Annotated in this window: 15 protein-coding genes and 1 pseudogene; 7 read left to right on the forward strand and 9 right to left on the reverse strand. The window is 66.3% G+C overall.

Going from position 1 to position 12,103, the window contains the following annotated elements; genetic code table 11:
* Positions 1-86: 86 nt before the first annotated feature.
* From AC0KXF_RS09235 to AC0KXF_RS09245, 3 genes are read right to left on the reverse strand one after another with little or no spacing between them, the layout of a single operon-like run.
* Positions 87-911: an alpha/beta fold hydrolase gene (locus AC0KXF_RS09235; protein ID WP_473108905.1), complete on the reverse strand. Its 825-nt coding sequence runs from the start codon at positions 909-911 to the stop codon at positions 87-89.
* Positions 908-1,210, reverse strand: coding sequence for a HigA family addiction module antitoxin (locus AC0KXF_RS09240; RefSeq protein WP_473108906.1), 303 nt, complete (start codon positions 1,208-1,210; stop codon positions 908-910). The genes AC0KXF_RS09235 and AC0KXF_RS09240 overlap by 4 nt, the downstream gene beginning before the upstream one ends.
* Positions 1,197-1,478: a type II toxin-antitoxin system RelE/ParE family toxin gene (locus AC0KXF_RS09245; protein ID WP_473108907.1), complete on the reverse strand. Its 282-nt coding sequence runs from the start codon at positions 1,476-1,478 to the stop codon at positions 1,197-1,199. Before AC0KXF_RS09245 ends, AC0KXF_RS09240 begins: the two co-directional genes overlap by 14 nt.
* Before the next feature lie 115 nt (positions 1,479-1,593).
* On the opposite strand from AC0KXF_RS09245, the gene AC0KXF_RS09250 reads away from it, so the two are divergent.
* Positions 1,594-2,289: an AbiV family abortive infection protein gene (locus AC0KXF_RS09250; RefSeq protein ID WP_473109050.1), complete on the forward strand. Its 696-nt coding sequence runs from the start codon at positions 1,594-1,596 to the stop codon at positions 2,287-2,289.
* 38 nt (positions 2,290-2,327) lie between these two features.
* Here the strand turns inward: AC0KXF_RS09250 and AC0KXF_RS09255 are convergent, their stop codons facing one another.
* The 3 genes from AC0KXF_RS09255 to AC0KXF_RS09265 form a co-directional block, all read right to left on the reverse strand.
* Entirely contained in the window at positions 2,328-3,446 is a 1,119-nt protein-coding gene (locus AC0KXF_RS09255; RefSeq protein WP_473108908.1) for a hypothetical protein, read from the reverse strand.
* Positions 3,443-3,883, reverse strand: coding sequence for a TIGR02391 family protein (locus AC0KXF_RS09260; RefSeq protein WP_473108909.1), 441 nt, complete (start codon positions 3,881-3,883; stop codon positions 3,443-3,445). Before AC0KXF_RS09260 ends, AC0KXF_RS09255 begins: the two co-directional genes overlap by 4 nt.
* An 826-nt stretch (positions 3,884-4,709) precedes the next feature.
* A complete protein-coding gene (locus AC0KXF_RS09265) occupies positions 4,710-5,384 on the reverse strand; it encodes a TetR/AcrR family transcriptional regulator (RefSeq protein WP_218863844.1) in 675 nt (224 codons plus the stop codon).
* A gap of 73 nt (positions 5,385-5,457) precedes the next feature.
* On the opposite strand from AC0KXF_RS09265, the gene AC0KXF_RS09270 reads away from it, so the two are divergent.
* The 3 genes from AC0KXF_RS09270 to AC0KXF_RS09280 all read left to right on the forward strand — a co-directional run bounded on the left by AC0KXF_RS09270 (position 5,458) and on the right by AC0KXF_RS09280 (position 7,825).
* Positions 5,458-6,213, forward strand: a complete 756-nt coding sequence (locus AC0KXF_RS09270) for an SDR family oxidoreductase (RefSeq protein ID WP_179628898.1) — start codon at positions 5,458-5,460, stop codon at positions 6,211-6,213.
* Positions 6,214-6,227: 14 nt separating this feature from the next.
* A complete protein-coding gene (locus AC0KXF_RS09275) occupies positions 6,228-6,557 on the forward strand; it encodes a nuclear transport factor 2 family protein (RefSeq protein WP_473108910.1) in 330 nt (109 codons plus the stop codon).
* Positions 6,558-6,652: 95 nt separating this feature from the next.
* Positions 6,653-7,825, forward strand: a complete 1,173-nt coding sequence (locus AC0KXF_RS09280) for a low temperature requirement protein A (RefSeq protein ID WP_091513674.1) — start codon at positions 6,653-6,655, stop codon at positions 7,823-7,825.
* A 4-nt stretch (positions 7,826-7,829) separates the two neighbouring features.
* On the opposite strand, the gene AC0KXF_RS09285 is transcribed toward AC0KXF_RS09280, so the two are convergent.
* Positions 7,830-7,994: a hypothetical protein gene (locus tag AC0KXF_RS09285; protein WP_473108911.1), complete on the reverse strand. Its 165-nt coding sequence runs from the start codon at positions 7,992-7,994 to the stop codon at positions 7,830-7,832.
* Between the two features lie 16 nt (positions 7,995-8,010).
* Between AC0KXF_RS09285 and AC0KXF_RS09290 the strand changes: the two are divergent.
* Positions 8,011-8,879: pseudogene (locus AC0KXF_RS09290) on the forward strand (integrase core domain-containing protein).
* 19 nt (positions 8,880-8,898) lie between these two features.
* Here the strand turns inward: AC0KXF_RS09290 and AC0KXF_RS09295 are convergent.
* Together AC0KXF_RS09295 and AC0KXF_RS09300 are read right to left on the reverse strand one after the other, a co-directional pair.
* The gene (locus AC0KXF_RS09295) at positions 8,899-9,072 is read right to left on the reverse strand and encodes a hypothetical protein (protein ID WP_181371666.1); all 174 of its coding nucleotides are present in this window, start codon (positions 9,070-9,072) and stop codon (positions 8,899-8,901) included.
* 470 nt (positions 9,073-9,542) lie between these two features.
* Positions 9,543-10,040, reverse strand: a complete 498-nt coding sequence (locus AC0KXF_RS09300) for a M15 family metallopeptidase (RefSeq protein ID WP_218153565.1) — start codon at positions 10,038-10,040, stop codon at positions 9,543-9,545.
* A gap of 134 nt (positions 10,041-10,174) precedes the next feature.
* Between AC0KXF_RS09300 and AC0KXF_RS09305 the strand changes: the two genes are divergently transcribed.
* Together AC0KXF_RS09305 and AC0KXF_RS09310 are read left to right on the forward strand one after the other, a co-directional pair.
* On the forward strand, positions 10,175-10,840 hold the full coding sequence (locus AC0KXF_RS09305) for a response regulator transcription factor (RefSeq protein ID WP_473108913.1): 666 nt from the start codon (positions 10,175-10,177) through the stop codon (positions 10,838-10,840).
* Positions 10,837-11,955 carry a sensor histidine kinase gene (locus tag AC0KXF_RS09310; protein ID WP_473108914.1) on the forward strand — a complete coding sequence of 373 codons (1,119 nt, stop codon included), beginning with the start codon at positions 10,837-10,839 and terminating at the stop codon, positions 11,953-11,955. Before AC0KXF_RS09305 ends, AC0KXF_RS09310 begins: the two co-directional genes overlap by 4 nt.
* Positions 11,956-12,103 lie beyond the last annotated feature (148 nt).

The raw sequence follows: 12,103 nt of genomic DNA on the forward strand, positions 1-12,103 counted from the left end.
AGGTACCCGAGCGTCGATAACGCTCGGCCCGAAGACCTCGCTAGACGTTGAACCGCCACTCGCATGAGTTCCGACGCGGAAAGCCATCAGCCGCCATCAGTATGCGCAACGCTGGTCGGCTCACGAGACAGCCAGCGACTGAGCACGTCGATCCACTCGTCAAAGGCATCGAGGTGGGCGTCATGACTACCGCCGCGGAGATCAATCCGGTCCGTCTGAGGTCTGCGCCGGATCAAGTCGTCCTTGTCGGCATCACTGAACATCCCGTTCTTCGCGAATACCGCGAGCGTCGGAACCCGCAGAATCTCCCACTCGACCCAACGTGGTTCATGCACAGCTTCGATCGCGCGCCGCATGACATCTGGGTCGAAGCGCGGAACAAGCCCTCCATCCGCCATCTGGAGGTCCGCCAGCCAGGCATCGACGATCGCGTCATCACCGAGGAAGTCGCGAGCGGCAGCCTCGTCCTCGAAAGGCACCGGCCAGGATGCGAAGTACCTGCCAAGGCCCGCAGCGTCTTCTGGATCGTCGCTCCCCACCACGTGTCCTTCCAGCATAACGAGACCATCGACGAGATCCGGACGTGCTGAAGCCGTGAGGAACGCCGTATGCGCTCCCATCGACTGGCCGATGAGGGTCGCGCTTCGCCCCGGGACAAGTTCCTCCAGCACGGCGACGACGTCACCTACGAAGGCCGCTCGACTCAGATCACCTGGACACCGAGTGCTCTCACCATGCCCCCGCTGATCCACGAGGAGCACCCGGTTCCCCTCGAGTGCCTGCGCGGTGGGCAGCAGCTCCCGCGAGCTCCCGGCCAACCCGTGAAGCAGCACGACCACGGGCCCGTCGCTGCCCAGATCGCTGACTGCAACCGAGACGCCGTCCGGGCGCAGGACCATGGTGGATGTCACGCAACCCTCAGCGGCGTGATCGCGGCGATCTGCTGGCCAGCCAGGTCCTCCGCACGGTCGAGCTCGTAGTGGCTCTGCAGGTTGATCCAGAACTCCGCCGACGTGCCGAAGTACTTCGCCAGCCGAAGCGCGGTGTCGGCGGTGATACCTCGCTTGCCATGGACTATCTCATTGATCCGCCGCGGCGGGACGCCGATCGACACGGCGAGCTTGTTCTGCGTGATCCCAAATCCCTCGATGAAGTCCTCCATGAGGACCTCCCCAGGGTGGATCGGCTCGATCTTGTCAGTGGTAGTCAACGATCTGCACCTCCTCCGGTCCGGCGTCGGTCCACACGAAGCAGATCCGCCACTGGTCGTTGATCCTGATGCTGTACTGCCCAACCCGATCGCCTTTGAGAGCTTCGAGCCGGTTACCGGGCGGGACGCGGAGATCCTCGAGGACCTCCGCGGAGCCCACCTGACGCAGCTTGCGTAGTGCGACCCGGTGGATCCTCGGATCGATCGACCGCACACGCTCACGACGCCACAGCCGTTCGGTCTCCTTGTCACCGAACGATCTGATCATGGGGCCAGCATATAACGGGCTGTGTCATTAACGCTAGACGTTAAATCTTCACTCGCACGACTGCGCATAGGCATTATCGAGGCATCGGCTCGTGAGGGAGAATCGAGACGTGGAAATGCATTCCGGCACCGCGCGCACCTTCTGGAAGGCGCTCATGGACAACGCCTCCGGCCTCATCACCGACGCCCACATCCTGCTCGAGCGCGGCTCGTTCGGCCGCGCACGTTCACTCACCGTCCTCGCGCAGGAGGAACTCGGCAAGGCCCTCTGGATCTACGAGACCTTCGAGACTGCATGGAGCACCGGAGCCGAAGATGTGCGTGAAGTTCCGCGACTCGCGTCGGACGGCCGCCGCCATGCGGTGAAGTACATGGAGGCGTTCGTCTTCGGGCAGGAGCTCGCGTCGTTCTGGGGCGACTACGAGTCGCATGAGCTCCCGGAGGACCAGTCAGAGGAGGGCTGGACGGCTTACTTCGCGAACCAGCGCGCCGAGGCCGCTGCCGCGGGTAAGCGGGCCAACGAAGAGAAGATGGCCGGCTTCTACGTCGATCTGGGCGACGACGGCACCACGGTCCTCTCCCCTGCCGATGTCGCGGCTGGGACGATCGAGGCGGAGTTGCAGACGGCGGCGCAGGTCGTGGAGATGCTGCTCATCAAGGACCACAGCCGGATGAAGCACGAGGCCACGATGCCCTACGACAGCACGCACGAGCAGCAGCACAGGCTCCTGCCGATCTCGCACCCCGAGGACTGGGCCACGGCGTCGCAGGAATTCAAGGACGGCGACTACCTCAGAGACAGGACGGACTGAGCCGAGCCATCGTCACCGCCGCGGGGCCCGCAGGCGCACTAATCCGCTTCGCGGGCCACTCGATCGGCGTAGCCGATACGACTCGTGACGAGCATGAGCACCTGAATGCAGTTCCGCTTGCTGAACTGGCGCGAGGAGACGCCGTGGACGCTGGCGTGGCGAGAGTAGTAGTGCGGCACCTTGTCGCCCTTGTGCTTCCAGAACTGCTCGTGCGCATTCCAGATCGGCAACCATACGAGAGCTTCGCGGACCTTCATCTCGTCGATTTCATCCGGGACGTCAGCGCCTCTCCGCCGGTTCGTGATGACGCCGCGGGTCTTCCGGTCGGGGTAGAAGCGGTAGATCAGCGTGTCCAGGGTGGCGGTGAACATGGCCTGAGCGGAACGGGCGTGGCCCGCGCGCATCGCGCCGAGGCCGTCGAGAGCGAAGCCCAGCTCTTCGCTGACCGCCTCGTGGTCCGCCTGTGCCAGCACAGCCGCGCAGTCTTCCATGAGCGACTCGTAGCAGTCGCCAAGCACTCGTCGTCGACCTGCCCGGTCCTTGGCCCGCAGCAGCCGCAAGGCCGTCCGCCCCCGCGGCACGAGGTAGAGCGGGATGCCCTCCTGCTCGACGAACTCGTGGACCTGGCTGGCCCTGATCTCGTCGGCGTGCTCCTTGAGGTTGGGCGGCACTAGCGCGCGGTTGAGGCCGCGGAGCGCCTCCGGGTCGAAGAGCGGACCAAGCGACTTCCGCAGGCCCTGCATGGCAGTGGAGTGCTGCTCGGAGATGCTCTTGAGCATCTCCTGCGTAGCCGAGTTGAGAACGGGAGCATGCAGCGCGGGCAAATCGAGCGGCGGCATCGAGAATGTGGGGACGGCGGCCACGACCGATGCCACCTGCTCTTGGACGCGGCGGGTCATCGGTGCCAGGATCTCGCGGGTGATGGCGCTGTAGTCAGGCAGCATCGAGCGCACCTGCTCTTGCTGGGGCGCGACGATGCTGGCCACGTAGTCGTCCATGTTCGGCATCAGCGATCGGGAGAAGCCCGCTGGCATGCGGAAGCCGCTGACCGACTCCCTGTCGCTTCCTTCGCCCGACTCCTCCGGCTCCGGCTCCACTTCTTCGGCCCGGGAAGCGTCCTCGTCCTCAGGGTCGACGGTGAGGTCGTCGTCGCTCACAACGAACCTCCTCGGGAGACTGGCACGCCGTCGAGCCTGCGGTGGACCATCGAGGCCATCGTCAGCACCTCGAGCAGTTCGTCCTCGGTGATCGTGCGGTTCAGCCGGGGGTCGTGCGCCGTAGGGTTCCGGTAAAGACCGTTCAGGCCCTTCACGAGGTTCGTAAGCCCGGTCTGCTCGTCCCTCTCGGTCTGCGTGCGCAGCGAGTTGATCGCGAGCATCGGCACACCGGACTTGCCGAGGGCCAATGCAGCGTCGACCAGTGCAGCGCCGTCGCCGGGCGCGCCTGTCAGGTTCCGAAGACGATCGAAGATGCTCTTGGTCGCCTCGAGACAGGCGTGGAAGTGCGCCTTCTTCAGCACCTCGACGGAGCAGTACCTGAGCACTTCAGGATGGCACTTGCGGCGGTGAAGCTCGTCACGGATCGATGTGGCCACGCGAGACGCTTCGTCCAGCGTCCGCGCGACTGCGCCCTTGGCGACCCTGCCCTCGTCGTTGACTCGCAACCCGACGAAGGCGAGGTGCTCGTTGAGCCGCTCCTGGCGAAGCGTGAAGAGCTCCGGCTGGGTGCGACCGCACCGGCTCCATCGCCGTGACTATGAATGTGATGATGCGTTTGGAGCTCTGGTCCCTGTTCTGGCGAACGACGAAGGCCTCGGCGAGCCGGTCGCGTTTGGTCGCCGTCGGGATCGGGTCATCCATGCGCAGACGCAGGAGCAAGTCGTCGATCTCGCGGCCAGTCAACCCGTCGGAGGTGTCGGCGAGGACGTCAGCGATCGCTTTCAACACAGGGTAGGACCACGGAGGCTGGAGTTCGACCATGCTAGATCACCGCCGCCACGCGACGAGCGAGAGCTGGCGAGCCATGCCCTGAGTGCCTAATTCTCGCCGGAGCCAGATGCTCCTCCGTGACGGAACTCCACCACGTTTCGGCGCTGAGAACCCTCAGCCGAACACCAATCAGACATTGAAACGCCACTCGCACACGTCGCCGCGGTTGGCGAATGTTTGTTGACCTCGCGCCCCGGTGGCTCCGTAGCTCGCCCGTGACGGAGTCCGGGACCTCGGCCAACTTCCGCTCCTTATGCACGCCGTTGGGGCGCGTCCGATCCGCGGGCCTGGCCTCGATCGTGGACCGCGTCACGGACTTGCAGGTCGGCGCTACGGGCCAGGACCGCCGCGAGACCTCGAGGGCGTCGGCGGCATCCACGGCGAGGCGCTGTGGAGTCGAACGTGTGCTCGCCTCTCGATCAATGCGGGCGGTCAGGAGACTTCCCTGCTCAACTTGCCCAGCCATTCGACGAGCAGCTGAGTCTCGGTGGCGCCCAGGATGTGTGGATGTGCAGCGGCAACCTCGATCGCCGCGTTGAGGGCGTCTCCCTGTCCGGTCGCCGTGCCGGTGATCGCCGCCATCACTCCCTCGCGCACAGCGTGGCTCAACTCCGGGTCCGGCTGCGCAAGGATGATCTGGCGCAGGGTGACGCCGATGTTCGAGACGAGGACATGGGCTGCGGCCTGATCCGGCGACACCGCCAGGCGACCCTGATCAGCGGCCCGCGAGGTGAGCCCTTTCAGTATCTCGTTCGCTCTCGACTGGCCGGCGGGCGAGTGACCCGGGCTGACCTTGCCGTACATGAGGGTGTAGAAGCCCGGGTTGGTCAGGCCGAATGCGACGTGGGCATCCCATCCGGCCCGTATGTCCTGGATCGGGTCTCCTGAGGACTCCATCGCCGCCTTCTCGCCGAGGTAGAGGTCGAAGCCGTGCTCGACGACGGCGTCGATCAACCCCTGCTTGGAGCCGAAGAAGTGGTACAGGGTCGGCATCTTCACGCCCACCGCGTCGCATACCGCGCGCAGGGAGAAGTCCTCGCCGGGCGAGGCGGCGATGAGGTCAGCGGCAGCGGAGATCAGCCTCTCCCGTGTATCACTCGACGCCATCTCCATAATGTCGCTATAGTACCGTATGTAGCCACGCTACATTGATACATACTGGTGACACAGAGGAAGCACGATGACCGAGCACACTCTCGCAGGAAAGAACGTCCTCATCGCCGCGGGCGCGAAGAACCTCGGCGGCCTGATCGCCCGCCAGGCGGCCGAGGCCGGGGCGAACGTCGCGATCCACTACAACTCCGATTCGACGCGCCCGGACGCTGAGCGGACCCTTGCCGCTGTCGAGGCCGCCGGGGTCAAGGGCGCGATGTTCCAGGGTGATCTCACCGTCCCGGCCAACGTCGAGCGGCTGTTCGCCGATGCGGAGGCGGCGATCGGGAAGATCGACGTCGCCGTGAACACGGTCGGCAAGGTGCTGCGCAAGCCGATCGTCGAGACGACTGAAGACGAGTACGACTCGATGTTCGACATCAACTCCAAGGCCTCGTACTTCTTCATCAAGGAGGCCGGCAGGAAGCTTGCCGACGGCGGGAAGGTCATCACGATCGTCACCTCGCTGCTCGCGGCGTTCACCGACGGGTACTCGACCTATGCCGGCGGCAAGTCCCCTGTGGAGCACTTCACCCGTGCAGCGGCGAAGGAGTTCGCTGAGCGGGGCATCTCGGTCACCGCGATCGCGCCGGGGCCGATGGACACCCCGTTCTTCTACGGGCAGGAGACCCCTGAGCGGGTCGAGTTCCACAAGTCGCAGGGCATGGGGAACCAGCTGACCAAGATCGAGGACATCGCACCCATCGTGCGCTTCCTCGCGACCGAGGGCTGGTGGATCACCGGGCAGACGATCTTCGCCAACGGCGGCTACACCACTCGCTGACAGGGAGGGATGAGATGACGGACCTGACGATCCCCGAGCCCATGTCGTCGTTCATCGACGCCGTCAACCGACACGACGAGGCGGCGTTCCTCGGAGCGTTCACTCCGGACGGCGCGGTCGACGACTGGGGCCGCGTGTTCACCGGACGCGACGAGATCAAACGATGGAGCGACAAGGAGTTCATCGGGGCGCGCGGCACGCTCGCCGTCGAGGAGGTCGACGTCGCGGGCAGCACGATCACCGTCGTCGGCGACTGGCGTTCGAACTACGCCAACGGACGCTCCACGTTCATCTTCGACATCGCAGGCGACAAGCTCGCGAAGATGACCATCCGCGAGGGCTGAGAACGCTTCTTCGTACCTCGAGCGGGCGTCTAGCATCCGGACGCCCGCTCGAGGTGCGCCACCACAGCTTTTCCCACGACCCGGAGGTATCCCCGATGGCCACCGCTGCACTCGCCCGCCCCGGGCACCGCCGCTCCGAGGTGGGCCCCGTCGAGCTCTTCTTCGACCTGGTCTACGTCTTCGCGATCATCCAGCTGTCGCACCTGCTGATCGAGCATCTCTCCTGGGAGGGGGCCGCACAGACCGTCGTGGTGTTCGCCGCGGTGTGGTGGGGTTGGAACTACACGACCTGGGCGATGAACTGGCTCGACCCCGGTCGCACACAGGTCCAACTGCTCTGCGGAGTGCTCATGCTCACGGCGCTGGGCATGTCCATCGCCATCCCACGTGCGTTCGAGGATGCGGCCTGGCTCTTCGTCGGCTGCTACCTGCTCATGGGCGTCATCCGCCCGGTCTTCATGATGATCGCGTACCGCGGTCACCGTCTCGCGGCCAACTACCGGATGCTGCTGCTGTGGACCCTCCTGGCGGGTGTGTTCTGGGTGCTCGGGGCGGCACTGCCCGCAGAATCGAGACTCGCCCTGTGGGTGGTTGCGGTCGTGGTCGACTATGCCGCGCCCCTCGCGCAGTACCGCATCCCGGGGCTCGGCTCCGCTCCGATGGAGCACTGGGACACCGATGCCGACCACCTCGCCGAACGCAACCGCCTCGTGTTCATCATCGCGCTCGGAGAGTCGATTCTGCTCATGGGCGGCAGCATTGTCGCCAGCGGACAGCTCACTGGATCACTTGCCTTGAGCGCAGTGATCGGTTTCGCGTCGCTGTTCGTCCTCTGGTGGAACTACTTCGCACTCGCAGGCCCGGAGACTCGCGGCGGCGATTCCTCGACGGCGGCACTGCGTTCGGCGTATGCGTACGCTCACGCGCTCATGGTCCTCGGCGCAATCCTCGTCGCGGTGTCGATCGAGCTGAGACTCTCGCACGACCACCTCACCCCTGCCACCGTCCTGGTGACATCGGCCGGACCGCTCGTCTACCTCGTCGGCAACATCCTCTTCCTCCGATCCCGCTTCGGACGCCTCGCCCGATCCCGCTTCATCGCCGCCGCAGTGCTCATGGTGCTGACATTCGTCGCGATGCCGCTGGCCAGACACCTCCCAGTGAGCGCCTTCAGCGTCGCCGTGCTCGCCGTGACCGCCACCCTCGCAGCACACACGGCCTACACCGCGCGACGCCAGGCGCAAGAGGACTCTCCACAGCAAACTTGACCGGTCATTCAAGAATGGCTGTTCTTGGAGCATGGTCGGGGTTGCGCAGTTCGATCGGCACGAGATGCTGCTGTCCTCCGCGCGCACCTTCGCCGAGCACGGCTTCGAAGCGTGCAGCGTGAATCGACTTGTGGACGTGAATCGCCCTGGGTTTCGTTCCGTTCTTCAAGCAAGGATGGAATGCGATGAATCAGAAGTACTCGCCCGAGATGCGCGAGCGCGCGCTGCGGATGCTCGACGAGGCCAAGCTCGAGCATCCGAACCTCATGTCCGCGGTGCGACATGTCGCGAGCCTGCTCGGCATGAGCCCGGAGACGCTGCGCGTGTGGCACCGCCGCCGCGAGATCGACGCCGGGCAGCGCCCCGGCGTGCCGACCGACGTCGCCGAGGAGAACAAGCGACTTCGCCGTGAGAACGCCGAGCTGAAGAAGGCGAACGAGGTCCTCAAAGCCGCGAGCGTGTCTTTCGCGAAGGAACTCGACCGTCCCTGACGAGCATGATCCGCTTCATCGACGAACACAGGGATCAGTCCGGGGTCGAGTTTCTCTGCCGCGTCCTCCGCGACGCGGTGCCGAGGTTCCTCACCTCGCGCGGGTATCGCGCGGCGAAGACGCGCGTGCCCTCCGTCGCCGGGACGCTGCGCGCGGAGGTGCTGCCGTTACAGGCGTTGAACATGGCCGCGTGGGGCGCGCGCGGGTCGCTCGATGACCTCGTCCACCACGCCGATCATGGGTCGAACTACCTCTCGGTCGTCTACACGGATCGCATCAACGAGATCGGCGCGACCCCGTCGACAGGGAGCGTCGGTGACAGCTACGACAACGCCCTCGCCGAGGCCGTCAACGGGCTCTACAAGACCGAGCTGATCCGTCGGAAGGGCCCGTGGCGGACGGTCGAGCAGGTCGAGCTCGCGACGCTCGAGTACGTGTGGTGGTGGAACAACGCTCGTCTCCACGGCGAGCTCGACTACCGCACGCCGGTCGAGGTCGAAGACGCGTACTACGCTGACCTGGAATCAGCCAATCCGGCACCTGCTGGACAAGGCTCCCGATAGGAACAAAAGTCAGGCCGATTCAGTCGAAGCCGATGAGCCGCTGCACCGCTTCCTGCCGCGCCGACCAACGAGCGTCGGCGGCGGCGCGTCGCGACCCAGCAAGCGCCTCCTTCGAGCGCCTGTTGGACCAGTAGGTGCCGATGCCGGCGACGACCAAGGAGAGGCCCGAGATGATGAGGGCGGCGATGTCCATGAGCTGATCATTTCATCGGCGAGACCGAACGCCCGTTGTACGACTCATTGCAGAAGGCCTGCCAAGTTCGCCGATCACGGAGGCTCGGCACGCGCCTCGGTGCGCCCGACCGAGCCTTCGAGTGCTACTTGCGAGGCGACACCCGCCACGAATATGAACCCGGAAAAACTGTGGCCCCGAGAGTCCGGACCCGAAGGCCCGAATAGTCACCGGGGCGTACGCCTTCGATCCTATCAGTGCCGGCTACTCGGCCGGTCCTCCGCGACTTCAGGTTCTGCAGGTACCCCTCGGCCATCGCCAGGGCCACCTCGGCCTGCACGAGCTCATGCTCGCCCTCGCGGATCCGGCCCTCAGGCACCATTTCCTGATTGGCTGTCGGCGAAAGCAGACCCCACGGGACAGGCGGGGCGACTCGGCCCTCATGCACTGGCGGCGCTTTCGTTGCCGGCGTCATGAGCTCGGGTCAGGCCTCAGGCGCTGTTGCGCGGGTCGAAGCTCGCGTCCCAGTACGGCTTCGGGCACCCGTCGGCACTCGCCCCCTCGCGCAGTTCGAAGTGCCACGGTTCGTTGTCGAAGATCTGGCACAGGTCGTAGCGCGCGCCGTTCTCCTGGAGCCACGCGGCGGCATCCCAGTAGCCGATGTCGATGGCCTCGCCGGTCGTGTGCGCCGATCCCTCGGGCGTCGCGACCCAGCGGGCGGCGGCCGACTCGGACCCGTGCTCTTGGACCGCCTCCTCATAGAGGCGCTGCTGATGCTCGACCGAGCGCCAGCCGCTGTTGACGAAGAACTCGATGCCCTCCTCGGCGGCGTCGGCGGAGGCCGCCCGCACGGCCGCGACGAGGTCGGGATCGAGGTTCGTGATGCCGGGATACGTGTCGTCGAGCGTCGCCTCTTCCGGCAGGGTCCCGTCGGCGAACCGCGGATCCGCGGAGTCGGGAGCCGCCCCGCAGGCGGCCGCGCCGAGCATCACTGCCACAAGGGCATTGGCAGACAAGATGCGCTTCGTGAATGTCATACCCCCAGCTCACGCGGGCGCGTGTTGCGAGAGCGTATGCCGTTTTCGATACGCGGACGATATGTGCGCGTTCGTACGATGGGCGCATGCGCGTGCTGATCGTCGAAGACGAGCCCCTCCTCGCCGAAGCGGTCCGTGACGGGCTGCGCCTGGAAGCGATCAACGCCGACATCGCGCGCGACGGCGACTCGGCGCTCGAGGCGCTGTCGGTCACGGAGTACGACATCGCGCTGATCGACCGCGATATCCCCGGCCCATCCGGCGACGAGGTCGCCCGCCGGATCGTCGCCTCAGGGGAAGGACCGGCGATCCTCATGCTGACGGCCGCCGACCGGCTCGACGACAAGGAGACCGGCTTCGAGCTCGGAGCCGACGACTACCTCACGAAGCCGTTCGCGATGCGCGAGCTCGTGCTGCGGATCCGCGCCCTCGCCCGACGCAGAGACCGACGGCGACCGCCGATCCTCGAAGCCGCAGGACTGCGCGTGGATCCCTTCCGCCGCGAGGTCTACCGTGACGGCCGCTACGTCGCCCTCACCCGCAAGCAGTTCGCCGTCCTCGAAGTGCTCGTCGACGCCGCCGGGGGCGTGATCAGCGCCGAGGAGCTGCTCGAACGCGCATGGGATGAGAACGCCGACCCGTTCACGAACGCCGTGCGCATCACCGTGTCATCCCTGCGCAAACGCCTCGGCGAACCGATGCTCATCGAAACGGTGCCTGGCGTCGGATACCGCATCGCGGTGCCGTCATGACGCTTCTACGCAGCGCCCGTGCGCGCCTCGCCCTCAGCTACGCGCTGATCGTCATCGTCGCCGGCGTGATCCTGCTCGCGCTCGTGTGGCTGTTCTTGCTGCGCTATGTGCCCGACGACGCGATTCCCATGCGAAGCGGGTTCGTGCCGAACCGGTCAGACCTGGGCCGCGCGTTCTGGCCGCGCGCTGCGTGGGCCTTCGCCTTCCTTGTGGCGTTCGGGCTCATCGGCGGATGGTTCCTGGCCGGACGGATGCTCTCGCCTCTGCAGCGCATCACCGCCGCGACGAGAGCCACGGCCGCGGGGTCCCTGTCGCACCGAATCCGGATGACCGGGCGCGACGACGAGTTCGGCGAGCTCGCGGACGCGTTCGACAGCATGCTCGCCCGCATCGAATCACACGTCGCCGAGCAGAGGCGCTTCGCCGCGAACGCCTCACATGAGCTGCGCACGCCCCTGTCGGTGATGCGATCGGTGCTCGACGTCGCACGTGACGACCCTGACGCGGATCCGCGCGTCGCCCTCGAGCGCCTCGCCGCGACGAATGACCGCGCCATCGCCGTGGCAGAGGCGCTGCTCGCTCTCGCTTCTGCCGAGCGGGGCATCGACAAGCGTGAACCCATCGATCTGTCGTTGGCTGCCGAGGCGGCGGCCGAAGAGCTTCTGCCGCTTGCCGAGCGCAGCGACGTCACGTTGGACCTGTCAGGCGACCGCGCCGACGTGCGCGGGGACCCTGCCCTGCTGGGCCAGCTGGCGACGAACCTGCTGCACAATGCGATCGTCCACAACACAGCGGGCGGCTCGGCACGCGTGGCGACGTCGTCGACCCATGGCGAGGTCACCCTCGTGGTGGAGAACACCGGCGAGGTCCTCGACGACGCGACCGTGTCGACGCTTGCGGAGCCGTTCCAGCGCGGATCCGAGCGCACACGACGTGACGACCACTCGGGAACGGGACTCGGCCTGGCGATCGCACGCGCGATCGTCGACGGCCACGACGGCACCCTGACGCTGCAGGCCCGCACAGATGGCGGCATGCGGGTCGAAATACGACTGCCTGCCGCCGATCAACGGCCGACCTCTGCGCCGGAGGACCAACGCGGTGGAGGATGGTGATGCCGTCGGCCGTCACGACCGGCGTCAGGCGGCCTTCCCGGCCCGCCGCGCCTCAAGGTGCTGGGCCTTCGCATCCCAGGGCACGCGGTCCGGCGAGAGGAAGACCGCGCCGATGCGGCGCGCATCCCGCAGACCGGCAGCGCGGTTG

Source organism: Leucobacter holotrichiae (assembly GCF_055791005.1).